Genomic DNA, 21,278 nt, shown 5'->3' with positions numbered 1-21,278 from the left:
AAGTTGAATCTTGATGGGAGAGTTAAATGCGAACCGTAACTGGACTATATGACAATTATGACGATGCCCGAACAGTTGTGAACGCGCTTGAGGATGCCGGAATCTCGTCCGACGACATCAGTCTTGTAAGGCGTGGTGATGATACTGACGAATCTTATGCTGGTGAAGGTGCAGCAACAGGAGCTGGCATAGGCGCAGTGGCAGGCGGTACAGGGGGCCTCCTAGCTGGATTGGGGTTACTGGCCATCCCGGGAGTAGGCCCTGTTGTGGCCGCCGGCTGGCTCGTTGCCACCGTAGCAGGTGCTGCAGCCGGGGCGTTAGCTGGCGGTGCTGCCGGCGGCATTATCGGCTCTTTGACGAGCGCCGGTGTCGATGAAGACACAGCGCACGTCTATGCGGAAGGCGTACGAAGAGGCAGCACCCTCGTGTCCGCCCGTGTGGAGGACGATAAACTGGATCTCGCCAGATCCATTATCAATCAAAATGCTCCCGTCGATGTTGATAGCCGCCGTGCGATGTATCGCGAGGAAGGCTGGGAACGTTTTGACGAGGGCAACCCTGATCTGACAGAGGAAGAACTTGCACGCGAGCGGGATCGGGCTCGGAACTATCGTCAGCTGTAAGGCGCGAAATGACTTCGGTTGCACAGCCACCGAAAGGTGCGCTGTGTAATCGGTTTTGTATATTTAGCGGCCTTATGCAGGCGTGAGCTGCTTGGGCTCGAATTCCACCGGTGTCATCCGCCCAAACAATTCCATCAGCGCAACAACCCTGCCTGCTTTTGTGATCTCTTCAACGATACCGCCAAACGTTGCAAATGGGCTGACCCAGTCGGTAACGAACACGCTTGATCCGGCTGGATAGCGCATGACCGTTGTTTCCTTCTCGGTCTTTTCTTCTTCCCTGCGGTGGACTTGGTTTTATCATATCGAGTAGCGACCCGGCCAAGCGAGCTACCAGACTGCTGCACTCCGACATGGAACGAAAATGACTGAACACTGTTTTCCAGGTTAGCTGGCAAAACCGAGGTGTGCTCAAAATGGCAGACGACAAATCAAAACAGGATAACCGTGATCGCTCAAAAGTCTCGTCCAGAGAGGACTATGAGGTCGAATATCTCATGACGAAATACGACCTGAGCAAGAATCGGGCGCGAGAGTTAATCGCCAAGCATGGAGGCAGTCGAAAGAAGATTGAAACTGAGCTTGCGAGCTCAGGATGAGATAACCGATGTTAAAGCTGATTGGTGCGATTCTTCTGATAGCGGGGGTGCTCTACTCGGTCTGGGTGGCGCTTCGTCATCGCAAACTAAGTCAACCGCCTAAATCGTCTGACAATGAAAACTCAGTATCGTTAGAACCAGATAGACAGGGCTTGCGGTTTCTCGGCTTGAAGCAAAATTTGCCCGCCATAATCCTTTTGGTTATTGGCGCAGCGCTGCTGCTTTATGGAGAGTGACGGCCTGGAAAGCTCCCCTAAATGTGGACAATATAATTTCCACGGCGGGAAGCCGTGAAGCTCTTCCCCTGCACTCGGCGAGTATTCCCTGTTCCTAGGTCCGCCAGTCAGCCGCAAATCGCCTGTTGCGCATATACTGTTTGATTCCCCCTCTTAGCCGGAAGTTTCGTCATGTCGCCTTTTTCACAGGGGGCAGAACCCACGAGCCGTCAAGCAGCGACGGGTTGCTTTCCTTTGGCCAATAAAGACGCATCATCAGGACGAACTTGTCTTTCGGTGCAGGTAACCAGTTGGCTTCTTTCTCCGCGCCAGGGCTGACGTTCTGAATGAACAGGTCAGTAGACCCATCCGCATTCATTTTTAGATCTTGACGGGCACTGATCGAGTAGCGATTGATCGGGTTCTCGACGAAGAAGTAATTCTCGTCATACATGGTCAAGGACCAGAAGCCGCCTACCGGCGGCATTGCTCCCTTTTTGAACGTCAAAACATAGTTCTCTGACCCCTCGTAGGCTCGTTTGATCATTCCGCCATCGTATTTTGCCGACAGGGGATAAACAGCATCCTGGGGCCGGTTGGCACCAAGGCCTATGGCCGTAACCAGTGCGCGCTGAATGTAGTTTGTGCCATAGATGCCGGTCTTGGTCGTGAAGCCCCAACCATTGATGTCTGTCACGTCGCCATCGCTGAACTTGTAGTGCAGCATAATGCGATCAAATCCGACTTGGGGAACCCGCTTTGCGAACGACGGGTCGAACTTGCTCTTGTCGAAATCCTGTCCGGGCACGATGCCGATCCGCGCCAACTTCTCGACCATCAGTTCGTCAGCTTCGCTGGGCGGATTGGTTTTAAGCAACTCTGCAAGCAGGGTGAAATACTCGGCAGCATTCATGCGGTTGACCTGATCGCGCACCGCTGTCTTGACGTCGATCGCGGGATCCACCTTGCCTTTCGGCGGCGTCCACTCTTTGCCGTAGGCGCTTAGGGGAACGAGCTTGACGTCATCCTGCAACGCATGCACGGCTTTATAATCCTCCGGCGTCCCGCTGCAGTAGATGCGGCCAAGAAGCCAGACCATGCTCGTCGGCGACTTGTATTCCACGACATCCTTGGGAAGCTTGCCCTCCCAACCTGGCCCGGTGATCACATATTTTTGCGCGCCAGTGCCGGTGGTGCGCTTGCCTGGAACCTCGAACACCGTCGTCCAGCCGTCAAGCATCGGGAAAAGCGCATAGCGGTCGCCCATGGCGGGCAGGCTGAGCACCCAAGGTTCCTGGCCAACGTCGAAGAATGCAGTCGTGTAGAGCGTATCAGCGTTCGGTGCCGTTACATCGCGGAACTGTGCGTTGGGATATTCGCGGACCTTGATCATCTGCCCCATTGGAGCCTTGGTTCCCTTGGGCTCAGCGACATTGGTGATGACGCGGCGGGTCATTTCCATGGTGACGAGAGGATACCCATAAATATAGGCATCGACGGCCAGCGCGAATTCATCGGTGCCCTCGATCAGGTCAGTAGCGAGGCCATCCAAGGCGCTTGCCGTAGGGACAAATGCGCTCGTGGCAAAAAGGCCCAGTCCTCCAAGTGATACAGTACGACGCGAAACCATAAGTTACCCCCCTCGTTGTAGTGAAAAGAAATCCTAAAGCCGTCGAGTCCACCTGTGTCCGTCCCTTTCGATAACATGAGCTCGATCAGTTCATTACCCAGTTCCGCAAGAGGGATGCAGATGTGACGTTTTGCCAGCGTGAACATCGGACCTGCTAAACTGCAAGTACGTAACTGTTACATGGGGCAACTTAGGGTAGAGGACGGCTTAATCCCTCGGCCCGTGCGCTTGTTCGATAGCGGGGTGTTGGCGCGAAGCGTAGATCACGTCGGTCTATGCCGCTGGGCTGAGCTGTCTCGGCTCGAATTCAACGTTCGTCATGCGTCCGAAAATATAAATAAGCGCGATCACCCGGCCGGCATTTGTAACTGCATCGACGACACCGCAGGACGTAGCAAAAGGCTTTCCTCTCTCGGTGACTAAAATTGATCGACAGAGAGAACTCAGTTTCTGTTTTCGCCTTTTTTGATCTCGCCTCGTCCTTGCGGTGAACGCGAGCAACGCGGGGATCATCGAACTGCAGGTCGACTTCGCGAGATAGATCGCTTCTATAATCGCGGCATGAGCGGGCCTTTCTCCGTGGATCGAAAGTCCGGTGTTGGCCCGTTGCTGACGATCGCCCGGCAGCAATGGGTGGGAAAACGGGCATTCAAGATCGGACTCAGGCGGCGTCTCTTCGTATCCCCCTGGACATTCCCGCACTTTGGACGAGGGTAAACCCCGATATGTCCCATTGACGCCCACCATACAGTAGCGCACGCTCGAAGAGTGTTTTCAGAGGGGGAATTATGGCTGATAAAATCCACGGTTTTCTGCCGGCCACGGCCGAAATGCCAACGGACCGTCAGCGATTGATCATCCGCTACCTCTTTGGAGCCCTGATCGACCTCGTGGTCCTAAACCTGTTCGATGAATTTTCGGACAGCGTCACGGTCGCTTCCTTCAGCTGGTCGTTGCTCGCCGCCATCTTGTTGCAGGCCCTTCTGAAGGGGACGATCGCTATCGAGCATCATGTCGCCGCGTTCTTCAAGGCAAGGCAAGGTGCCTTCATGAAGTTCATGCGATTCTTCAGCGCATGGGTGGTGCTGTTCCTATCCAAGTTCGTGATCCTGGAGGCGATCACCTTTGTGTTCGGGGATAAGGTTCGCTTCGAAGGCATGCTGCACGGGGTGGTGCCGCTGATTATCGTCGTCACCGTCATGGTCATCGCCGAAGAAGTGATCGTGCGCTTCGTCAGATGGGTCCGTTGAAGCTTGCGTAAGGTTCACCCCACGTAAAAGGCAGTCATGAGCGGTCGTCACGTGCCGGAGGCACCAAATGTCTGCAATGGGTCAAACCCGGCCATTGCACCTGCTGTCAACGACTGGAATTGGCGCAAAGCGGACATTCATCTTGATTGGTTGTTGGCAATCCAGCCTGGCATGCGTTACTAGCAGCGCGGGCGCGACTGCCATTAGATTTAGAATGGGGTCGGGCGGGCGATTGACGTCTACCTCGCTGCCACGAACGAACGTGACCGCCCTCTGGCCGGTCGAGAACTCGTGAAGCTCTTCCCATGTACTCGGCGAGTGTTCCCTTTCCCTTGGTCCGCCAGTCAGCCGCAAATCACCTTTGCGCATCTGATTTGCTTCTTGAAACAAAGGATTAATTTCAAGAGTTGGGGATAATTACCTAATTTCGAGGACCCGAAGGACAGACCAATACATGCCGCTAAGATTTTAGTGGTCAAGTAAACCTGGGCTTAGACAGCGTCGGCTATCTTGTGGCTATGGAGAAAGAGGATTATCAGGCCAACTGGCGAGGTGCGCGTCGATATCAATTCGACGAAGTAACGCGCCTAAAGAAACTCGCGATGCAGTCGCGCGACCAAATTGTTAATTTTAGAGGCGTGAAATGGGCTGATCCGGAACACAAACTGAAAGTGCTGGTCGAAGATTTCGACCCGCCTCCTCCACCACGTGTCTGGCTCGATCGCATATCCACAAGGCTATTCTATTTTCTAATTGCTGTGGCATGCGTTGTCGTTTTTTCCAGTGTGTTAATACTCGCTCGGTAGCTGCGGCAGCTTCTGGGTGAAGCGCGCTACCAGACTGCTCCAATTTGATGAATAGGTATCCATGGCGGGAAGTCGTGTCGGCCATTTCGCCATCCGAGCGAATATTGCTACGCCGTCACGATTTGACCAGGCCCATCGTTTCCGCCACTTGCAACGTATCGATGAACTCCGCCAGATCGACCACCAGTCCGTCCTTGAAGGTGAACTTGTCTATGAACTCGGTATTGTTCCACACGTCTGAGGGGATAAAACGGACTTGCCCGGAACGATGAGCAAACACAGTGTCGCCGTCAACATGAAGGCTGGTGGTTTTGAGCTTGGAGAAATCCCAGTTGTCCATAAAGCGTGTCATAGCGATGCGCAGGGATTCTGAATCATCCACTGTCTGTGTCATTGACCCTAACCGGTCGCTTCCGACGATGCGAAAGCTGCAGGCGGGATCAAAAAACGCCATCAAAGCATCAATGTCATTATCCTGGCGAGCCTTATAGATCGTCTGGACGGTGCTTTCGAGTTCGCTTCGATCAGTCATAGTAAGCCTCCCTATTTGCCTGGCCCAGTTTGCGCTTAATCGATCCGCGCCGCAATCTACGGCAAGGAGTCAGATGGCATCAGCGATCGATCTCGCACGTCCTTATTGGTGCGAGACCCGGTGTTTGTGGTGATGGAGTGGGAAACCCTTACGTGTCCTTTAACTCACTCGTATGAACTGATTGGAAATATTTTATCGATATACTCGGCACAGGAAACTGAGTTCGCATTTTGTGAGAACGCGATGGGCCGCTGATGGTTATGCGCCGTCATAAACCTCGATCTGCTGCAACCTATTGGTTGGGATGTGTTTGACCGGTCGCAAATCGTGAATCGGAACCTGTATTAATTTCAATCTTAGCATTTCGCTCAATCCATATTTTATTGAACAGGTGCCAATATGAAGCCCTCACAAAAGGGCCCGTGCATGAGTGACAAGCTGAAAGTAATACCAAGCGAATGGACAAGGCCGCCAGCGGATTCGGAGAAACAACGGCGACAGTACCGCCGGTACTCGTCCTGGCGATGGCACGTACAACGCTGGGCGCTGCCGGTCCTTGGAGTAGCGATGTGCTTCCTCTATCTTGCTGTTTTCCCCGAACCTATGGAAAGCGCACACGCAAGCCTCGCAAATGGCCAACAGCTCTATGTCATCGATGGCGACACGATCTGGCTCAACCGGGAGAAGATCCGCCTCGCCAACATCGACACACCTGAAATTGGCGGTGCCAAATGTGAGAGCGAACTTGCGCGCGGTCTCGAAGCCAAACCCGCCCTGAAACGATTGCTCGATGGTAAGGAAATACAGATTACACGCGGCGACCCCAAAACCAGGCGCATGATCGACCAATATGGACGGACGCTTGCCCTTGTGGCGGTCAATGGCAAAGACGTTGGAGAGACCCTTATCGAACGCAATCTGGCCCGGCGGTGGACTGGTAGGCGCCAGCCTTGGTGCTAGCCGCTGGCTGGCGAGAACAAGAGATCGCCGCGGCGCCGGTCGATCTTGCCGATAACCATATGCTCACTCTCGATTCCAACGAGGAGATCAAGGAAGCCACCAAAAGCGCGATTTCGAAACTCGGCGCACTTCGACGCTATTTGCAACCCTATGTCGAGTTGACCTTGTCGACCTCACGGAATCGAATCTCTGCACTAGTCGCCGTAGCTTACGGCAGGTTTTCCGAGTAGCGACCTAATGTCGTTGACCGACCTCAGCTTATTACCTAGGTGAGCGATCCCATGGCAATTAGGGCATAGAGGAACTAGATCCGTTTCCGCGTTTACGATAGTCGGGCCTGATACATAGAGGGGACGTTTGTGATGGATCTGGATGTAACCCGCAGCTAGCTCACCGTACACCTTCTCCAAGTCGGCTTCGCATGCAAAGCAGACTGTTCCGTGAATTTTTATTGCCAATGCGCGCAGCTCCGGTCTTCGTTCGTACCGGGTACCATAGACTATCTTTTTGCCACCCTCCTGCATCGTGGTTGTTAAGTCGATATCCTCAGTGACCTCAGTTTCGCCCTCATCGAAAACGATCCGTGCAAGCCTTCCGACCGTCTCGAAAAGTGATAGGGTTGCAGGTCGGACGCCGTCACGCCAAAAATTGTCCTTTCGGCTCTCTGGAATTGTCTCTAAAGTCTCGCCATCGATGCGATGGGGTACAGCTTCATCGAACGGCCGGTGTTGTAGGACATCGACAAAGAGGTCTCCCTTATCGCTATCTGGATCAGGCGTATGTTCACCTGCGATTGAGAACGCAAAATAATGAGGCTCCGGAGATAGGCGCTTCGGAAGAAACCTTGGATCGCGCAAGCGTCCTTTGTAGTGAATGAGCCTAGTTCCTGGTGTCAGAAACCGAGCGTATCGTTTTGGAAAGTGGTAGCGAGACCCTGTTTGATCTTCCCACTGCGTTATGTCATTTTCTACGACAACAGCGTATTGCTGCATTCCCCACTTCTCCCTCAGATTGCGTGTTTCTTTCTAACAGACGATAAACTGCCTCGTCGAGATCGACCCGAAGCGCACATTACATCGGTCTATGCCGCAGGGCTGAGCGGTTTCGGCTCGATTCAACGGGCGTCACATATCCGCAATGTTTCTGTCACAATCAAGAGTCGAATCGGTAACTCGCGCCCGTTTTGGCCGCCACAGGCCTCAGGACTATGCTGCCGGCGGAGCCTGCCTTCGAGCCGCTGGATCGACCGCACGGTTTTGATCGCGACGAAACGTTAGATTACCGTCATGCGACTATGGCATAAATGGATGAAACGGGAGCACAGTTGGCCAAATTTGGAGTGGTGCGATGACTTATTCGAAGGACAAGGTCGAAAATTCGGATTGGCTGGAAGCAGAGCTCGCCGATACGCTCGACGAGGACTACGAACTCGAACTTTCCGAGCCGGCGCTGTCCGAGGAAATCCGCAGGATCTATCGCAAGGCGCATCCACCATCGATGCCACGCATAGACTATTTCCGCGCCTTGCTTTCGCTGCAGGCGGAACTGATCAAGCTGCAGGACTGGGTCGCTTATCACAAAGAGAAGGTCGTCGTGATCTTCGAGGGGCGCGATTCTGCCGGCAAAGGCGGTGTAATCAAGCGCATCACCCAGCGGCTGAATCCGCGCATTGTGCGGGTGGTGGCGCTGCCCGCCCCGTCCGACCGCGAAAAGACCCAGTGGTACTTCCAGCGCTATGTGCCGCATCTGCCTGCCGGCGGCGAGATCGTGCTCTTCGACCGCTCATGGTACAACCGCTCGGGCGTCGAGCGGGTCATGGGATTTGCCACCGAAGACCAGGTTGCAGAATTTTTCCATGATGTACCCGAATTCGAGCGCATGCTGGTGCGCTCCGGCGTCCGGTTGGTGAAGTATTGGTTTTCTATCACCGACGAAGAGCAGCAGATGCGATTTCTTGTGCGCATCCACGACCCTTTAAAGCAGTGGAAACTGTCACCCATGGATCTGCAATCGCGCGTGCGCTGGGAAGCCTACACCAAGGCCAAGGAAGAGACCTTCGCCCGCACCAATATTCCCGAAGCGCCGTGGTACATCGTCGAGGGCAATGACAAGAAGCGCGCCCGCCTGAATTGCATGGATCATCTGCTTCAACAAATTCCCTATGAGGATGTTCCGCACGAAGACATCAGCCTGCCCGAGCGCGTGTTCAATCCCGATTACGAGCGAAAGGTCCTGCCGCCGGAACTCTACGTCCCCTCAAAATACTGATTGGGTTGGGGAACAGGCCTCCGAAGAACAAAGATCATTGCTGGCGCGAAGCGGATACTAAATCGGCCTATGCCGCAGGGGTGAGCTGTCTCGGCTCGAATTCAACTGGCGTCAAGCGCCCGAAAATATCAATAAGTGCTATCGCTCGGCCGGCATTTGTAACTTCATCGACGATACCGCCGAACGTGGCAAAAGGGTTTCCTCTTTCGGTGACGAAAATTGATCGACCAGGAGAGAACTCACGTTGAGTTTGCTCCTTTTTCGATCTCGCCTCTTCCTTGCGGTGAATACGAGGTGTCATCGAGCTGCAGGTCGATTCTGGCCAGATAGATCGCTCCGACAATTCGCGCACGAGCTGGCTGTTTTCCACCGGGCCCAAAGTCTGGTGTTGGCCCCATTGCTGCCGTTCGCCCGCGTCAGATTCGAACCTCAGCAATGGGTGGTGAGCGGAAGTACATTCGATGATGCATGTAAGCGAAAATCCAACTATTGGAACCATGCGGATCTTCGCTGGGGTGCCGCCTTAGATCGTACCAGACACTCGCGCCACCCCACGAAACTTCGCCTCAGTCGAGGGTGGCCGGGGACGAGAACGGCCGATCCGCGTCTACCACGAAGATGGCCAGCTGATTGAGATCGGTTGTACCGGCGCTGAACACTTCCATCGGCGTGTCCGCCCCGTGTCCGGCCATGGTCGTGCCGGCTTCGGCATAGGCCACGCCGTGGGGCGTTCTCTGACCGAGCTTGCCGGCCAGTACATAGAAGACCTCCGGTCCTGGATGTGTATGGATGGACGACTTGGCACCGGGCGCTCCACCGGCGCGGTTGACGCGCAGCAAATACTCGCTCGCGCTGATCGGCGAAAGGGGTCCGATCTCGGCGACCTTGGTTCCACCGGGCGTAGAGCCATCCTTCGGTCCTAGCGTGAACAGCCATACCTTGCCCGCGACCTCAGCCGCAAGCGAGGTCGGGCCTACAGCGCCCTGGGCCTGCGTCAGCGTCGGGAAATTCTCCACACGCCAGTACAACGGTGCGGACGGCAGTTCTTTCACCTTTTTTTCAACCACCAGCTCGACGACGAATTTGCTTTCAGCGGTCATCGAGGCTGACGTCATCAACCCGAAAGCACACAGTGAGAACATGAGCACGCCAATACGGCGCGCGCTGAGGGATCGCGGTTTCATGGGTGAGTCCTCCTTTCGATTTCAACGTTCCCGGAATGCAGCTGTGCGCCCGTTTAGGATAATGAGCGTGTGCCGCAGCTCTGGATGATCTGCATCGGAACGCTGCCCCTCCAAACTAAGCAATAAAGATTCCGGTCAGAATTACGCAAAGGACGATTTAGGCAGGACAGAAAACTTAAGCGTGCCAAGTAAGTGTCAATACAGAACGCACCCAATTTAAAAGGTGTCTTGAGTTCTCTGTCGCTGGGCCTCTGTGTCTCAGCGTCAACAAACAAATATACTCCCTGTCTGCGCCAGTAGCGAGGAAAAGCTCTCCCGTCAGCGTCAAACACTTGGCCCCAACCTCACGCCTGCAAGCGCTCAAGCGTGTCAGCCAGTTAAAGGTCTGCTCTCACAGCCGGTTGCTGTCAATGACTGAAATCTGCGAAGCAGAAACTAAGTCGGTCTATGCAGCAGGGGTGAGCTGTCTCGGCGCGAATTCAACTGGCGTCATGCGTCCGAAAATATCAATAAGCGCGATCACTCGGCCGGAGTTTGTAACTGTATCAACTACACCGCCGAACGTGGAAAAGGGGTTCCCTCCTTCGGTGGCGAAAAAGATAGACCAGGAGAGAACTCACTTTCTGTTTTTGCCTTGTTCCTTCTCGCCTCTTCCTTGCGGTGAATGCGAGGTGTCATCGAGCTGCAGGTCGATTCTGGCCAGATAGATCGCTCCGACAATTCGCGCACGAGCTGGCTGTTCTCCACCGGGCCCAAAGTCTGGTGTTGGCCCTTTGCGGCCATTGATGCTTGCGACGAATCACGCGGACCGCTAGTCTCCGCTCCACAGGCTTGGCCCACGCCTCCCCCCTCCTTTTGGGGAAGTATCGCACATACGGGGTGAGATCATCATCGTCGAACCATCTGTTCGAGCGTCGCATAAGGAGGGGTTGCGTTTCTGGCTCGGAATGGAGGTTCTTTGATGAAGCTTTCTGCCCCCATATTCCAATTGAAACGTCGCGCCAAACTCATGGCTCGACACAATGGTGTCCCTCTGCACGACGCACTGGATCAAATCGCTCGTGAGGAGGGATTTGCGCGATGGAGTTTACTTTCGTCGCAAATCGCGGCAGCGGCGCTTTCGGAGACAATATTATCCCGTCTGGATGACGGTGATCTGCTGTTAGTGGCTGGACGCCCCGGCCATGGCAAGACCAAGCTTGGACTTCAGCTTTTGCTCGACGCCGCCCGAGATGAGCGGAGAGCGGTGTTCTTTACGTTGGAATTCACTGAACAACAGGCAAGAAAACACATCCGGTCTTTGGAAAAAGCCCCTTCCGGTATTGGCGATACGCTGGAGATTGTCACGTCCAATGAAATCAGCGCGGAATACATCATCCGCCATTTGTCGGGATCGGAGAGAGGAACAGTTGCCGTAATCGACTACCTGCAGGTACTCGACCAGCAGCGAAGCAAGCCTGCGCTTTCAGAGCAAGTTCTTGCGCTTGGCGCTTTCGCCAGAAAGACCGGCGTTATACTCGGGTTCATCTCCCAGATTGACCGGTCTTTTGATCCTGAAAGCAAGCGCCTGCCGGATCTGCGGGATGTTCGCCTGCCCAACCTCGTCGATTTAGGGCTCTTCTCCAAAGCGTGCTTCTTGCACAACGGCGAGGCCCAGCTCCAGGACGTGGCCTAAGCATGATCGACTGCCGCCATGCCGCAGGAGCATCCCGGCAGTCGCTCTTCCAATGACCGGTGTTGGCGCACTGCGGACATTGCGTCGGTCTTATGCCGCAGGACTAAGCTGCCTAGCCTCGAATTCAACTGGCGTCATCCGTCCAAAGCGCGATCACTCTGCCGCAAGGATGGTCCGAAGCTGTAACCGTACGGAGTTCGATGCTCTCAAAGCCGGCATTGAGTGCGATGGCCACCACGCCAATAACGCGGAGTTCAGTTTCTTCCAAAGACCTCTTCCAGGAACGCCTTCACAGCAGCCTGTGCCGCCGTTGCGGCAGCATCGTTGTACTGTGAGCTCGGACCGAATTCGACACAGGCGTCGGAATAGCTGAAAGGGCGGCCAGTCGCGGCATTGAGGAGCTTCCCGTCCACCTCCGTACGCATGCAATTTCGCGAGGTTTGATTGTCGGAATCAGTGAAACGCGCCGGGTTGCGTGGGCTGTCGAATGCATGAATTGCGCCCTTGTACTCTGTCATTGTCGCGTCCTCGCCAGCCGCAGCCAGGCGATCAATATAGGAGCGACAAGGCGCGGCAGGTGTCCAGTCGTCATCGGTGCCGTGGAATTCGCGGATTGGTGCGTCGGCAACCTCCAATTCCCCGACAAGCTGGAAATTGCATGCGGGATAAAATGGTAAATGCGCCACTATGCGACCCTTGGACGGGCCGAACGTTTTCTGGAAGCGTGTCATTGCCGAATATAGCGCTGCATTGCCGCCACGGGAAAACCCCATCAGCGCAATCCGTGTGGTGTCAATCTTTGGGTGGTCCGCCAGCGCATCGGCGGCTCTATAAGCATCATAGATTTGCGTGAATTGACCGAACAGAGATTGATCAGTTGAGGCCTGCGTGAGACTCCGTCCCGTGTAGCTGTCGAGGCTCAGCGTTGCGATATCGATGCTATTGAGAAACCGCTCCCAAGCCCATACCGCGCCGCTCCCAGGTCCATCCGTGCCGTGCAGCAAGATGACGACCGGCAGTTTGTTGACGCCCTCTGGTCCACTTAGATTGCCACTCAGAGTGACCGGTGTTCCCGCCGTGGTGTTGCCACGCAGAAAATCGTCCTCAGCAAGCGTGCGAGAATTGACCACCAACCTGTCTTCCAAAGCGAATGCGGCCGAGGCGTAAAATGGCCCCATGCTCAGATAGATGAACAGAATGCCTAGCCTCATCATTACCTTGGCTCCCCGAAAAGTTAGCTTGAACATAGGCAATTCGTTCCCCCAAGTCGCCCGTCATTTCTCTAGGGAATTTCCGCAATGGGTCGAATCCGGCCATTTGATGCACCTGCTGTTAATGACCGGAATTGGGCCCAAAGCGGCCTCACCTGCAGAAGGATCGCAACGGATGGAAAGAGGGCCAACGATACGAGCGTTCGCGATCAACAAAATGCGTTTTTCGCGCACGGCGATGCGACACCGCGAATGGACCAATTTTGAAAGAAAGCTTTCCTGCTAACGCATAATTTCTCGAGTCAAAATCGATTTTGGAGTAAAATTGCGCAGAGCATTTAAAGGGCTGCAGCGTCCTTGCGCGCCGTCTTCGACGCGGAGCACTGCAGAGGAAAGGTGAAGCCAATGAAAAGGTTAGCAATCTTTGCCCTGTCGCTGGTGACGGCGCTGACGAGCGCCCCGCCGGCCATGGCGTTTCCCACCGTTGCCGTGCCGAAGATCGAAGTCCAAGAGGCGCAGCCGGTCCAGTACAGGCGTTACCGCGGCGGTTACAACCGTGGATACTATCGAGGCTACCGCGGGCATGGACACCACAATGGTAACGACGATTGGGCATTGGCACTCGGCGGGCTCGCGACTGGCGTAATCATCGGCGGATTGCTGGCGCAGCCGAGGTATTATGGCCCCAGCTACTACGATCAGGGCTATTACGGGCCGACCTATTACCGTCCGCGCTACTACGCGCCACGCAATTACCGCCAGGTCTATTATGGCGGCAACGCACACACGCGCTGGTGCTATGCCCGCTACCGGTCCTACAGGGCTTACGACAACACGTTCCAGCCCTACTACGGTCCGCGACGGGCGTGCGTCTCATCCTACTATTGATTGCGGGCGTAGCTGGCGACCCACCGGGCGCTTTTTCCGGACGCGCAGGCTAGCACTGCGGACATTGCGTCGGTCTTATGCCGCAGGACTAAGCTGCCTAGCCTCGAATTCAACAGGCGTCATGCGCCCGAAAAGTTCGACAAGGGCTATGACCCTTCCCGATTTGGTGATCTCCTGAACAACGCCTCCAAACCTTGCCAACGGGTTCATATTGTCCGTTACCAGGATGCCCCTACCTTTCGGGAACTGCGTTTCCGTCGTCGCCTTTTTCGATCTCGCTTCCTTTTTTCGATGGATGCGCGCGGCGCGGGTATCATCGAACTGCATTTCGACTTCTGCGAGGTAGATTGCTTCGACATGATCGGCTGAAATGCGAGCCGGACGGCCGCCCACGCCGAGGATGCATTCTACACCGTCGCCGTTGCGAACTTTGAAGAAGTTTCTGTCGGCCGGAGGTAGCCCCACGAACAAATAGCGGGGCATCAGGGCGCTTTCTCGCGTCGTATAGATGTGCGTTCGCCGGTTCTTCACCTCGACCCTGCGGCGCGGGTAAAAGACGTCGTATCCGGCTTTACGAATATTCTCCGAGGCTTTCTCTTCGCACTTAACGTTCGTCCTGACGACGTACCAGTGGTTGTGTTTGTCGATTGCCGCTTTCATTGATCCTGTCCGGGTTCGCTCGTTATTGGATGAGGTTCAGTCCGGGCTTCACCCCTGCCCTAGCCATGATCTCGCGCATTTGTTTGCGATGGCGAACTTCGTTACACAGCTGCGCCGTTGAGGGACAGAATGCCTTGTTTGCCTCTTTGACCTCGCCTTGGCGAAAACGTTCGACCGCTGCCAGCACGTCGACGCACTCGAAGTCCTCGACAGCTTCCAGGTAGGCACGAAGCTGTAGGTCAGGATCCGACATGGGCGATTGTGGGAAACTTCCGAACAGCTTGGTCAAGGATTTCGTCGCCTCGATCTTCTCCGAATTGTTCATTTTCCTGTAGCTCCTGGATGAGTGAACGTGCTGCGTCTGTTGATTTTCGAACATGGACAAATCCATTAGGTTTTCGCGCGCTTGCGCGCCCTGAAAAACAGGTAGGTTTTTCATCTATTCTGTTCTTATCTTTTCTAATAAAGGCGCTTGTCTCAGGTTTGTCCTTTAAATCGTTGTTTTCATTCAACTCAGCTTCATTTTCGCGCCGAACAGACTGAGATTTCGACCGGGTTTCGTAGCTGTTTCGAGCGGATTTCACGTCTCTTTTTGCGCGCGAATTGGAGAGATAACCGCCTTCAAATTGGATTTTATTCTGCTCTATCAGACTGTCGGTAAGGCTCGTGGCCTTGCGGATTGAACAGCCAAGAATGCCCGCAAGATGTCGATCATCACGCATCGTTTCATCGCCGCGTGCGTAAATCAGATCGAGCAGGACAATGTAGGCGCCAATCAGTTCTGGCCCCATTCCCTGAACACCGTCAATGAAGGCTCTGGGCTCGTGTTTGTACCATTCCAAGCCGTGTTTCATGCCGCACCTCGATCACGTTCAGCAGCGCGGCGATAATCACTGGCGGCTTGCGTCAACACATCACGTTCGCGCTCCATACGCTCAATGTCGTGATCAGGGCGCTTTTCTCTGCCGGAGGAAAACCGGGAAAGCCAATCGTACTTTCCGTAAAGCAACTTCGACAGTTCTTCGGCCATATCTTGGGAGGATCGACGTTCGTCCATGATCAAGCCGCCCGATACGTCTGGGAACCGCCGAATAGATCATCGCCCTCAGGGGTCACAAGGCCATTTCGAATGCAGAAAACCGCAGAAGCAGCACCTACTGGCCTTCCGTCAGGATGGGTGAAGTAAATGTGGCCATCCCCCTTTTCTGTTGCCTCTTCGGATTGCGAAACCTGGCTGACCAGCGTCGCGCCTCCACGTATCCGGCCGAGGAATGGCTTCACATAATGCGGTATCTTGAGATCATCCATGATTAGACCTCGCCCTTTCAAGCTTTTCGCACTTTTGAGGTTTCCTTCGCTTCACGCACCTTCGCCAGAAGCTGCGAAGCCTCGCGCTCGAAATCTTCCATATGAGCATCCGGATTTATTGACCTTTCGACTTCGAGCTCGTGTGTGAGGTTTGCAATCTGTCGCTCGCAGAAATCGAGATAGGCTGCCCGGATGCGCAGAAACGTGTTGTCATCGACCGTTTTTGCTCGGCGCTTTCTGAGGTGATTTAAGGTCCAGAATGAAAGTCTGTAGCGGACACCTAGTCGTTCCATTGCTGGGAAGACATCACCCCAGCCATGGCTCTCAACTTCGATCATGCGGTTGACGTAACCACTTGCAATTTCGGCCCTACTCACGACTTCCGGCTCCGATTTCAATTTGTGTACGTGGTGCTGAGATTCTGTGCACGTCATGCTCAATTTCCTTAGCTAGGTTGATCGCATGACGAGCCAGCCAGAGGAGGAACAGACGGACACAGTGGGATTGCCCTTGAATGGGGCGGACAACATCAGCGGAAGCGATGGGGATCACCACGCTGATGAATTTGAACAGATTGGAGTTCTCGCGAAGCGCATCCTGTCCCGCGCCAAAGCGAGACAAGAGACGGAGGAAGCCAACGCCGCGGCTTCCTCCGTCGGCATTGCTCAAGCCAGTTTGGGAAGCGTTTGTCATACGACCTCGCTTTCAACCGCCATTAGTTTTGAACAGGAGTAGCAATGCTTGAGCCCAGACCCGCTGCAGGCCTCTGGGTTCTGACAGTGAGGACGGTAGTCGCGCATTGTCTTCGCCGGTTGATCCTTGATCAGAAACGCAGGGCGCTCGGAGTTGGTGGGGTTGGACGACGACGGTTCAACGCCATTGGCGTTCGCCAGTCGGACTTTGTCCATCACTGCAGCGACTGCGTCGTCATCCAATTCGTTTGTCGTTGCCGACGAATTGGTAATTTCCCCCGTTTCGGGGCCGACGTATTCCGCCTCTTCCCGCTCGATCATGATGTCGATGGCAGTGTTCAGCGCCTTGCGGCCAATTTCGGTCTGGACGCCGTTTGCAACAGTCTCAATGAGTTTGCTGTCGGTCGCTCGAAGCGGAAATTCTTCAATGTTTTCTCGTGCGCGCGCAGGCGCTGGCGTGTGCGGTCCCATCACCTCGCCGAGAAACTGCGCTGGACCCTCGTAAGCCGAGAGGTACAGGTTGACCATTTCGTCTTTCTCGTTGAATGCGTCAGAGCCAATTTTCACACGCTGGCGAATGAGGGCAACGACGGCACCAAGCGCAGTCTTGTCATAGCCCCTGCCCTTGGCTTCGGCATACACTTCGCGGATGTCTTCGCCGAGTGTGTCTTGCTCTTCCTTGAGGCGAAGAACGCGGTTGATGAACTGTTTGATTTCGGCCTCGGCACTCATGCTGCGTTCTCCAAATCAGAAGAAAGCGCGTCAACATCACCGCGATCAGCCGCAGACACCAGAGTTTCAAGAAGCTTCCTGACAGGACCACGAGGTGGTCTACCGTTCTCCATGTGCGACACACTCGATCGGTCCACACCTAGAAAACGAGCCAAGCGGTCTTGCTTCCAGTTAAGGCGCTCTCTAAGTGCTTTGATATCGATATGTTGGTTCATGAACTTTAATGTGCATAACGCACACTTAATTGTCAAGTCGAAACGCACACCACATTCGTGCTTTTTGCACATATGACATTTGATGATCGCCCTGAAGCCGCAAAGCGGCTCGAACAAGCCCGGATCGCCCGCGGCTTTAAATCTGCCAAGGACGCAACGACGTTCTTCGGATGGAACTACGATACGTACGCTCAACACGAAAATGGCACTCGAGGCATTGTCCGGGCTGCCGACCGGTATGCCAAGGCCTACCGTGTAAGCCAAGGCTGGCTACTCACTGGCGAAGGCGATGGACCTGGAATGACCGATCACGTTCCTTTGAAAGGCCGTGTCGGCGCAGGCGCCGAAGTTTACGCAATCGACAACGGCGGAGACGATTGGGTTGATGCGCCAGCAGATGCTGATGCGCATACTGTGGCAGTCGAAGTCAGCGGGGATTCGATGTTCCCCGCGTATGAAGACGGAACGCTGCTTTACTATTCGCGTCTGTTGCCTCCGGACACGATGATTAATCGTCGATGCGTGGTTCAACTCGCAAATGAGAGGATTTTCGTGAAGATCCTGCGCAAGGGAACTTCGGACAACGCGTGGAACCTCCAGAGCCTCAATCCACTTTATCCGGACATGATCGACGAGACGGTGGAGTGGGCGGCGCCAATTGACTGGATCAAGCCCAAATGACAGCCTTCCCCGGACGCAAGTTGGTATGTTTCCTATCATGGCCATGCGAACGGGCAAGATTGGAGAATAGATGGCCCGAATTGCAGCGTTCATTTTTTTCTCAGCGGTGATTGCATGGATCGTCAGTGGCATGGTTTGGCCCAACTCTGTCGATTGGGGCGACACGGGGATAAAGACTTTTGAAGTGAAAGATAATTTGGAATTAGCCTCAAACAGAGCGCTTCGGAACCCGGATTCTTTGCAACTTGTGTGCACTTCCAAAGGGGAGGTCCGACTTGTCCTACTGACAAAACTCCCGATTCCATCGGAATTTTTTATCGCACGAGATGACGCAACTATCTTTGTAGGCGCTACTGAACACGACCTGACCATAAAGGATGTCGATAGAATTCTTTGGAAAGATGCCGACACCTTGTTTACTCGGCCATTACTCTCCAGCGAACTCGAATCTCTGATAGATTGGTTGGGGTCTTCACCACCGAAGCGCATAAGTTTCATGACACAGGAGACCTCGACGGTTCTCGTTGGCAGAGTAAAAGGCTCGGAAGTTAGGGCCATTTCGGACAGTTGCACGCCTTAGAGTGACAGCTCATACCAGTGACCGGTCAAAACCTGATTGGCGACACTCGTTTGGGGGACCGCGGCAAACCAGCATGACCAACCGACGGGATGTCCCTTGTAGGGAAGAGTAGGAACGCCTTCGGACGTTTTTGACTGCGTCAGTACTCGCACAATTTCTGTGCTTTGTGCCCTTCGCGGCATTAATGTGCTTAATGCACTTTTCTTATTGACACAATTGTGTGCGTTATGCACACTACATCCACCGAACAACGGATGGATGCAATGAACTTCATCAACCACGATTTCCAATCACGGACAGACACAAGGGCTTGCATTGAAGCGCTTTGCGACGCCCTCCGCACGCCGGGTGATACCAATTCAATCAAATTCGCTTGCGAGGCGGCTGACAGTGACCGCGCCGCCTTTTGGGTACGCACCAAGTTCAGCAATACCGCTTCGTCTCTCTGCACCGACTGTGCAAACCAGACCGGCGATCTGGAAACGGCATTTGCCATCACCAAGTTTCCAAGCGGTATCTGGAGTGTCTACCAACAGCTTGAGGTTCTGATCCCTCTTAACCGCCAAGCAGCCGAACAGATGGTCGAACAGTATTCATTGCTTGGCCACATGCGGGACGTTGAAGAGCTCCTTGCTCGCGAAACCTTCATCATTATCGCTGGCTACAAGACGAGGGCGAACTGATGAAAATGCTCTCAACAATTTCAGTCGCCATCGCCACCGGTGCGATTCTATCAGGCTGCGGCACTTACAACAGCTGGACGCCACGAACCGGAACGTCGGTTGAGGCATACCAAGAACGCTCTTGCGCCAGTGGTTACTACGACTGCCCAACGCGCGGCGGCAGCCATGACAGCAACGGCAATGCGCACGGTTCGAAATGACAGCGGAACAAATCTGTATCGCTGCCGAACTGGCATGCATTCAACGCCTCTCCCGTGAGGAAGCCCTGCAGCACATCGAAGATCGCCTTCTCAACGAGCCGAACGACGTCGTCCGGCGAGCATTGAAGCGCACCTATCACTCACTTTTCGAACGCAAGGAATTGGCATGAGCGATGCATCCCATATTTTGCACCGGCAAGCGGAGGCAGCAAAGCGACTATTGGCCGGTCTAAAAGAAAGCGGCGATGCCGACGATCAGGAGATTGTCGAGAGTGCCATCGAAGGTGAGACCTCTCTGCTTGAAGCAATCGATGAAGCACTGGCACAGATCGATGAGTGCGAGGTTCTGGTTACTGGACTAAAGGCAAAGGAAGAAGCGTTTGCAGATCGCCGCAAGGTGATCGAGCAACGGGCTGAACGTCTTCGAGCATCCATTGAACAGGCTTTGATCATCACCGAGCAGGAAAAGGTCACGCTTCCAACGGCCACGATCTATCTCGCCAAGCGCAAGGCTAACATCGTCATCGACAACGAAGCGGACATTCCGGCCACGTTCTGGACGATCCCTAAGGTCGAACCGAAGCTCGACAAGAAAGCGCTCAAAGAGGCGCTTGAAGCTCAGGAAGAAGTTCCAGGCGCCCACCTCGACAACGGTTCCATCTCCATCAACATCAGGAGGAAATAATGAACGCCATTGCTCCATTCGCGCATTCGTCGCGGCAGATTGCCCTGATCCAGAACACCGTTGCCAAAGACTGCAATGCGGGTGAGTTCGATCTGTTCATTGAAGTTGCGCGCGCCAAAGGTCTTGATCCGTTTCTAGGGCAGATCATTCCCATGATCTTCTCAAAGGACGATGCGAAGAAACGGAAGATGACCATCATCATCAGCCGCGACGGCCAACGGGTTATCGCACAGCGATGCGGTGACTACAGGCCGGCAAGCAAGCCGCCAGTCTACGAACTCGATACTGAACTGAAAGGGTCAACAAACCCGCAAGGCATCGTCTCGGTCACAACGTATCTTTGGAAGCGGGATCCCAAAACCACCCAATGGTTTGAAGTCGCCGGTCAGGCTTATTGGGAAGAGTTTGCGCCAATCAAGACCGGCGCGGATGAATACGAATGGGTCGATACCGGCGAAGTTTGGGAAGACAGCGGCAAGCCGAAGAAAATGAAAAAGCCAGTTGGGGACACCCGGTTGATGCTTGACGATTCCGGCAATTGGTGCCGCATGCCTCGGCTCATGATTGCCAAGTGCGCCGAAATGCAGGCGCTTCGCGCTGGATGGCCCGAGCAGTTCACCGGCCTATATGACGAGGCCGAACTGGATCGCGCCAAGATGTTGGACCTGACCGCTTCCGAAATTGTCGAGCATGAGCGCGAAGAAAACCGATTGAAGCTGATCGCTGGCAACGACGCGATCACCGTCACCTGGGGCGACGGATGGGTTCTTGAGAACGTGCCTGTTGGCAAGTTCTTCGATCGCGCCGAGCAGTTCATCAATGAAAGCGATGCGGCAACCGTCGCCAAATGGGCGGATGCAAATCGCGATCCATTGCGGACGTTCTGGGCAAAATCGCCGACCGACGCGCTTGAACTGAAAAAACTCATCGAAGCGGCTGCGAAGCGTAGAGCGATGCAAAGTGAGGCCGCATGACCTCCATCCCTCTCCACGCTCCCCATG

31 protein-coding genes are annotated in these 21,278 nt (G+C 54.5%); 15 read left to right on the top strand and 16 right to left on the bottom strand.

All coding sequences use genetic code 11. The features are described 5' to 3' along the window. Positions 1-26 precede the first annotated feature (26 nt). Positions 27-623 carry a general stress protein gene (locus BLM14_RS07315; protein ID WP_099998771.1) on the top strand — a complete coding sequence of 199 codons (597 nt, stop codon included), beginning with the start codon at positions 27-29 and terminating at the stop codon, positions 621-623. Positions 624-695: 72 nt separating this feature from the next. Here the strand turns inward: BLM14_RS07315 and BLM14_RS30925 are convergent, their stop codons facing one another. After that, on the bottom strand, positions 696-869 hold the full coding sequence (locus tag BLM14_RS30925) for a KOW domain-containing RNA-binding protein (protein ID WP_157929492.1): 174 nt from the start codon (positions 867-869) through the stop codon (positions 696-698). 170 nt (positions 870-1,039) lie between these two features. Here BLM14_RS30925 and BLM14_RS07310 point away from each other — a divergent pair, with 170 nt between their 5' ends. Together BLM14_RS07310 and BLM14_RS07305 are read left to right on the top strand one after the other, a co-directional pair. Beyond that, complete coding sequence (locus tag BLM14_RS07310) at positions 1,040-1,222, top strand: DUF3606 domain-containing protein (RefSeq protein ID WP_099998770.1); 183 nt, start codon at positions 1,040-1,042, stop codon at positions 1,220-1,222. Between the two features lie 8 nt (positions 1,223-1,230). After that, positions 1,231-1,458 carry a hypothetical protein gene (locus tag BLM14_RS07305; protein ID WP_099998769.1) on the top strand — a complete coding sequence of 76 codons (228 nt, stop codon included), beginning with the start codon at positions 1,231-1,233 and terminating at the stop codon, positions 1,456-1,458. Between the two features lie 169 nt (positions 1,459-1,627). Here the strand turns inward: BLM14_RS07305 and BLM14_RS07300 are convergent, their stop codons facing one another. Next, positions 1,628-3,067, bottom strand: coding sequence for a DUF1254 domain-containing protein (locus tag BLM14_RS07300; protein WP_099998768.1), 1,440 nt, complete (start codon positions 3,065-3,067; stop codon positions 1,628-1,630). Positions 3,068-3,855: 788 nt separating this feature from the next. Between BLM14_RS07300 and BLM14_RS07295 the strand changes: the two genes are divergently transcribed. After that, the gene (locus BLM14_RS07295; RefSeq protein WP_099998767.1) at positions 3,856-4,317 is read left to right on the top strand and encodes a hypothetical protein; all 462 of its coding nucleotides are present in this window, start codon (positions 3,856-3,858) and stop codon (positions 4,315-4,317) included. Positions 4,318-5,238: 921 nt separating this feature from the next. Here BLM14_RS07295 and BLM14_RS07280 read toward each other — a convergent pair. Next, complete coding sequence (locus BLM14_RS07280; protein WP_099998764.1) at positions 5,239-5,655, bottom strand: nuclear transport factor 2 family protein; 417 nt, start codon at positions 5,653-5,655, stop codon at positions 5,239-5,241. Positions 5,656-6,081: 426 nt separating this feature from the next. Between BLM14_RS07280 and BLM14_RS07275 the strand changes: the two genes are divergently transcribed. Beyond that, complete coding sequence (locus BLM14_RS07275) at positions 6,082-6,615, top strand: thermonuclease family protein (protein ID WP_157929491.1); 534 nt, start codon at positions 6,082-6,084, stop codon at positions 6,613-6,615. Between the two features lie 194 nt (positions 6,616-6,809). Here BLM14_RS07275 and BLM14_RS31515 read toward each other — a convergent pair whose 3' ends face one another. Continuing rightward, on the bottom strand, positions 6,810-7,607 hold the full coding sequence (locus tag BLM14_RS31515) for an HNH endonuclease (RefSeq protein WP_099998761.1): 798 nt from the start codon (positions 7,605-7,607) through the stop codon (positions 6,810-6,812). Between the two features lie 355 nt (positions 7,608-7,962). Between BLM14_RS31515 and ppk2 the strand changes: the two genes are divergently transcribed. After that, a complete protein-coding gene (ppk2, locus tag BLM14_RS07260; RefSeq protein WP_099998760.1) occupies positions 7,963-8,883 on the top strand; it encodes a polyphosphate kinase 2 in 921 nt (306 codons plus the stop codon). 67 nt (positions 8,884-8,950) lie between these two features. Here ppk2 and nusG (BLM14_RS07255) read toward each other — a convergent pair whose 3' ends face one another. Together nusG (BLM14_RS07255) and BLM14_RS07250 are read right to left on the bottom strand one after the other, a co-directional pair. Then, positions 8,951-9,382, bottom strand: a complete 432-nt coding sequence (gene nusG / locus BLM14_RS07255) for a transcription termination/antitermination protein NusG (protein WP_099998759.1) — start codon at positions 9,380-9,382, stop codon at positions 8,951-8,953. Between the two features lie 67 nt (positions 9,383-9,449). Continuing rightward, positions 9,450-10,067, bottom strand: a complete 618-nt coding sequence (locus tag BLM14_RS07250) for a cupin domain-containing protein (protein WP_099998758.1) — start codon at positions 10,065-10,067, stop codon at positions 9,450-9,452. A gap of 1,009 nt (positions 10,068-11,076) precedes the next feature. Here BLM14_RS07250 and BLM14_RS07245 point away from each other — a divergent pair. Beyond that, positions 11,077-11,742: a DNA helicase gene (locus BLM14_RS07245; RefSeq protein ID WP_418314224.1), complete on the top strand. Its 666-nt coding sequence runs from the start codon at positions 11,077-11,079 to the stop codon at positions 11,740-11,742. Between the two features lie 254 nt (positions 11,743-11,996). On the opposite strand, the gene BLM14_RS07240 is transcribed toward BLM14_RS07245, so the two are convergent. Beyond that, the gene (locus BLM14_RS07240; RefSeq protein WP_237143486.1) at positions 11,997-12,956 is read right to left on the bottom strand and encodes a dienelactone hydrolase family protein; all 960 of its coding nucleotides are present in this window, start codon (positions 12,954-12,956) and stop codon (positions 11,997-11,999) included. 402 nt (positions 12,957-13,358) lie between these two features. On the opposite strand from BLM14_RS07240, the gene BLM14_RS07235 reads away from it, so the two are divergent. Further along, positions 13,359-13,841 carry a BA14K family protein gene (locus BLM14_RS07235; protein WP_099998756.1) on the top strand — a complete coding sequence of 161 codons (483 nt, stop codon included), beginning with the start codon at positions 13,359-13,361 and terminating at the stop codon, positions 13,839-13,841. Positions 13,842-13,916: 75 nt separating this feature from the next. Here BLM14_RS07235 and nusG (BLM14_RS07230) read toward each other — a convergent pair whose 3' ends face one another. From nusG (BLM14_RS07230) to BLM14_RS32635, 9 genes are read right to left on the bottom strand one after another with little or no spacing between them, the layout of a single operon-like run. Continuing rightward, on the bottom strand, positions 13,917-14,501 hold the full coding sequence (gene nusG, locus BLM14_RS07230; RefSeq protein WP_099998755.1) for a transcription termination/antitermination protein NusG: 585 nt from the start codon (positions 14,499-14,501) through the stop codon (positions 13,917-13,919). A gap of 22 nt (positions 14,502-14,523) precedes the next feature. Further along, positions 14,524-14,754, bottom strand: a complete 231-nt coding sequence (locus tag BLM14_RS07225; RefSeq protein WP_099998754.1) for a hypothetical protein — start codon at positions 14,752-14,754, stop codon at positions 14,524-14,526. Continuing rightward, complete coding sequence (locus BLM14_RS07220) at positions 14,741-15,355, bottom strand: DUF1376 domain-containing protein (protein WP_099998753.1); 615 nt, start codon at positions 15,353-15,355, stop codon at positions 14,741-14,743. The genes BLM14_RS07225 and BLM14_RS07220 overlap by 14 nt, the downstream gene beginning before the upstream one ends. Next, positions 15,352-15,558 (bottom strand): hypothetical protein, encoded by a 207-nt coding sequence (locus BLM14_RS07215; RefSeq protein ID WP_099998752.1) that lies wholly within the window; start codon positions 15,556-15,558, stop codon positions 15,352-15,354. The genes BLM14_RS07220 and BLM14_RS07215 overlap by 4 nt, the downstream gene beginning before the upstream one ends. 2 nt (positions 15,559-15,560) lie before the next feature. Further along, positions 15,561-15,809 carry a hypothetical protein gene (locus BLM14_RS07210; protein WP_099998751.1) on the bottom strand — a complete coding sequence of 83 codons (249 nt, stop codon included), beginning with the start codon at positions 15,807-15,809 and terminating at the stop codon, positions 15,561-15,563. Between the two features lie 17 nt (positions 15,810-15,826). Beyond that, positions 15,827-16,186, bottom strand: a complete 360-nt coding sequence (locus tag BLM14_RS07205; RefSeq protein ID WP_237143485.1) for a hypothetical protein — start codon at positions 16,184-16,186, stop codon at positions 15,827-15,829. After that, positions 16,179-16,502 (bottom strand): hypothetical protein, encoded by a 324-nt coding sequence (locus BLM14_RS31400; protein ID WP_162293124.1) that lies wholly within the window; start codon positions 16,500-16,502, stop codon positions 16,179-16,181. The genes BLM14_RS07205 and BLM14_RS31400 overlap by 8 nt, the downstream gene beginning before the upstream one ends. Beyond that, a complete protein-coding gene (locus BLM14_RS07200; RefSeq protein WP_099998749.1) occupies positions 16,499-17,233 on the bottom strand; it encodes a DUF2312 domain-containing protein in 735 nt (244 codons plus the stop codon). The genes BLM14_RS31400 and BLM14_RS07200 overlap by 4 nt, the downstream gene beginning before the upstream one ends. Then, positions 17,230-17,448: a helix-turn-helix domain-containing protein gene (locus tag BLM14_RS32635; RefSeq protein ID WP_157929490.1), complete on the bottom strand. Its 219-nt coding sequence runs from the start codon at positions 17,446-17,448 to the stop codon at positions 17,230-17,232. The genes BLM14_RS07200 and BLM14_RS32635 overlap by 4 nt, the downstream gene beginning before the upstream one ends. Positions 17,449-17,520: 72 nt before the next feature. Here BLM14_RS32635 and BLM14_RS31510 point away from each other — a divergent pair, with 72 nt between their 5' ends. The 7 genes from BLM14_RS31510 (at position 17,521) to bet (ending at position 21,251) form a co-directional block, all read left to right on the top strand. After that, positions 17,521-18,129 carry a S24 family peptidase gene (locus BLM14_RS31510; protein WP_204251996.1) on the top strand — a complete coding sequence of 203 codons (609 nt, stop codon included), beginning with the start codon at positions 17,521-17,523 and terminating at the stop codon, positions 18,127-18,129. 70 nt (positions 18,130-18,199) lie between these two features. After that, on the top strand, positions 18,200-18,709 hold the full coding sequence (locus BLM14_RS07185; RefSeq protein ID WP_099998747.1) for a hypothetical protein: 510 nt from the start codon (positions 18,200-18,202) through the stop codon (positions 18,707-18,709). Positions 18,710-18,972: 263 nt separating this feature from the next. Continuing rightward, complete coding sequence (locus tag BLM14_RS07180) at positions 18,973-19,392, top strand: hypothetical protein (protein WP_133123922.1); 420 nt, start codon at positions 18,973-18,975, stop codon at positions 19,390-19,392. After that, the gene (locus tag BLM14_RS07175; protein ID WP_099998745.1) at positions 19,392-19,592 is read left to right on the top strand and encodes a hypothetical protein; all 201 of its coding nucleotides are present in this window, start codon (positions 19,392-19,394) and stop codon (positions 19,590-19,592) included. The genes BLM14_RS07180 and BLM14_RS07175 overlap by 1 nt, the downstream gene beginning before the upstream one ends. Then, positions 19,589-19,762 carry a hypothetical protein gene (locus BLM14_RS30920; protein ID WP_157929489.1) on the top strand — a complete coding sequence of 58 codons (174 nt, stop codon included), beginning with the start codon at positions 19,589-19,591 and terminating at the stop codon, positions 19,760-19,762. Before BLM14_RS07175 ends, BLM14_RS30920 begins: the two co-directional genes overlap by 4 nt. After that, a complete protein-coding gene (locus BLM14_RS07170; RefSeq protein WP_099998744.1) occupies positions 19,759-20,277 on the top strand; it encodes a siphovirus Gp157 family protein in 519 nt (172 codons plus the stop codon). Before BLM14_RS30920 ends, BLM14_RS07170 begins: the two co-directional genes overlap by 4 nt. Next, positions 20,277-21,251 (top strand): phage recombination protein Bet, encoded by a 975-nt coding sequence (gene bet, locus BLM14_RS07165; RefSeq protein ID WP_099998743.1) that lies wholly within the window; start codon positions 20,277-20,279, stop codon positions 21,249-21,251. The genes BLM14_RS07170 and bet overlap by 1 nt, the downstream gene beginning before the upstream one ends. Positions 21,252-21,278 lie beyond the last annotated feature (27 nt).

It is taken from the genome of Phyllobacterium zundukense (assembly GCF_002764115.1).
Taxonomy (GTDB): Bacteria; Pseudomonadota; Alphaproteobacteria; order Rhizobiales; family Rhizobiaceae; genus Phyllobacterium; species Phyllobacterium zundukense.
This window is presented reverse-complemented; position numbering and strand designations above follow the sequence as displayed.

What these genes read in the sequence shown, in the direction of transcription:
- BLM14_RS07315 (WP_099998771.1), top strand. Translation starts at nt 27, where the DNA reads ATGCGAACCGTAACTGGACTATATGACAATTATGACGATGCCCGAACA.
- BLM14_RS30925 (WP_157929492.1), bottom strand. Translation starts at nt 869, where the DNA reads ATGCGCTATCCAGCCGGATCAAGCGTGTTCGTTACCGACTGGGTCAGC.
- BLM14_RS07310 (WP_099998770.1), top strand. Translation starts at nt 1,040, where the DNA reads ATGGCAGACGACAAATCAAAACAGGATAACCGTGATCGCTCAAAAGTC.
- BLM14_RS07305 (WP_099998769.1), top strand. Translation starts at nt 1,231, where the DNA reads ATGTTAAAGCTGATTGGTGCGATTCTTCTGATAGCGGGGGTGCTCTAC.
- BLM14_RS07300 (WP_099998768.1), bottom strand. Translation starts at nt 3,067, where the DNA reads ATGGTTTCGCGTCGTACTGTATCACTTGGAGGACTGGGCCTTTTTGCC.
- BLM14_RS07295 (WP_099998767.1), top strand. Translation starts at nt 3,856, where the DNA reads ATGGCTGATAAAATCCACGGTTTTCTGCCGGCCACGGCCGAAATGCCA.
- BLM14_RS07280 (WP_099998764.1), bottom strand. Translation starts at nt 5,655, where the DNA reads ATGACTGATCGAAGCGAACTCGAAAGCACCGTCCAGACGATCTATAAG.
- BLM14_RS07275 (WP_157929491.1), top strand. Translation starts at nt 6,082, where the DNA reads ATGAGTGACAAGCTGAAAGTAATACCAAGCGAATGGACAAGGCCGCCA.
- BLM14_RS31515 (WP_099998761.1), bottom strand. Translation starts at nt 7,607, where the DNA reads ATGCAGCAATACGCTGTTGTCGTAGAAAATGACATAACGCAGTGGGAA.
- ppk2 (WP_099998760.1), top strand. Translation starts at nt 7,963, where the DNA reads ATGACTTATTCGAAGGACAAGGTCGAAAATTCGGATTGGCTGGAAGCA.
- nusG (WP_099998759.1), bottom strand. Translation starts at nt 9,382, where the DNA reads ATGGTTCCAATAGTTGGATTTTCGCTTACATGCATCATCGAATGTACT.
- BLM14_RS07250 (WP_099998758.1), bottom strand. Translation starts at nt 10,067, where the DNA reads ATGAAACCGCGATCCCTCAGCGCGCGCCGTATTGGCGTGCTCATGTTC.
- BLM14_RS07245 (WP_418314224.1), top strand. Translation starts at nt 11,077, where the DNA reads ATGGCTCGACACAATGGTGTCCCTCTGCACGACGCACTGGATCAAATC.
- BLM14_RS07240 (WP_237143486.1), bottom strand. Translation starts at nt 12,956, where the DNA reads ATGATGAGGCTAGGCATTCTGTTCATCTATCTGAGCATGGGGCCATTT.
- BLM14_RS07235 (WP_099998756.1), top strand. Translation starts at nt 13,359, where the DNA reads ATGAAAAGGTTAGCAATCTTTGCCCTGTCGCTGGTGACGGCGCTGACG.
- nusG (WP_099998755.1), bottom strand. Translation starts at nt 14,501, where the DNA reads ATGAAAGCGGCAATCGACAAACACAACCACTGGTACGTCGTCAGGACG.
- BLM14_RS07225 (WP_099998754.1), bottom strand. Translation starts at nt 14,754, where the DNA reads ATGTCGGATCCTGACCTACAGCTTCGTGCCTACCTGGAAGCTGTCGAG.
- BLM14_RS07220 (WP_099998753.1), bottom strand. Translation starts at nt 15,355, where the DNA reads ATGAAACACGGCTTGGAATGGTACAAACACGAGCCCAGAGCCTTCATT.
- BLM14_RS07215 (WP_099998752.1), bottom strand. Translation starts at nt 15,558, where the DNA reads ATGGACGAACGTCGATCCTCCCAAGATATGGCCGAAGAACTGTCGAAG.
- BLM14_RS07210 (WP_099998751.1), bottom strand. Translation starts at nt 15,809, where the DNA reads ATGGATGATCTCAAGATACCGCATTATGTGAAGCCATTCCTCGGCCGG.
- BLM14_RS31400 (WP_162293124.1), bottom strand. Translation starts at nt 16,502, where the DNA reads ATGACAAACGCTTCCCAAACTGGCTTGAGCAATGCCGACGGAGGAAGC.
- BLM14_RS07200 (WP_099998749.1), bottom strand. Translation starts at nt 17,233, where the DNA reads ATGAGTGCCGAGGCCGAAATCAAACAGTTCATCAACCGCGTTCTTCGC.
- BLM14_RS32635 (WP_157929490.1), bottom strand. Translation starts at nt 17,448, where the DNA reads ATGAACCAACATATCGATATCAAAGCACTTAGAGAGCGCCTTAACTGG.
- BLM14_RS31510 (WP_204251996.1), top strand. Translation starts at nt 17,521, where the DNA reads ATGACATTTGATGATCGCCCTGAAGCCGCAAAGCGGCTCGAACAAGCC.
- BLM14_RS07185 (WP_099998747.1), top strand. Translation starts at nt 18,200, where the DNA reads ATGGCCCGAATTGCAGCGTTCATTTTTTTCTCAGCGGTGATTGCATGG.
- BLM14_RS07180 (WP_133123922.1), top strand. Translation starts at nt 18,973, where the DNA reads ATGAACTTCATCAACCACGATTTCCAATCACGGACAGACACAAGGGCT.
- BLM14_RS07175 (WP_099998745.1), top strand. Translation starts at nt 19,392, where the DNA reads ATGAAAATGCTCTCAACAATTTCAGTCGCCATCGCCACCGGTGCGATT.
- BLM14_RS30920 (WP_157929489.1), top strand. Translation starts at nt 19,589, where the DNA reads ATGACAGCGGAACAAATCTGTATCGCTGCCGAACTGGCATGCATTCAA.
- BLM14_RS07170 (WP_099998744.1), top strand. Translation starts at nt 19,759, where the DNA reads ATGAGCGATGCATCCCATATTTTGCACCGGCAAGCGGAGGCAGCAAAG.
- bet (WP_099998743.1), top strand. Translation starts at nt 20,277, where the DNA reads ATGAACGCCATTGCTCCATTCGCGCATTCGTCGCGGCAGATTGCCCTG.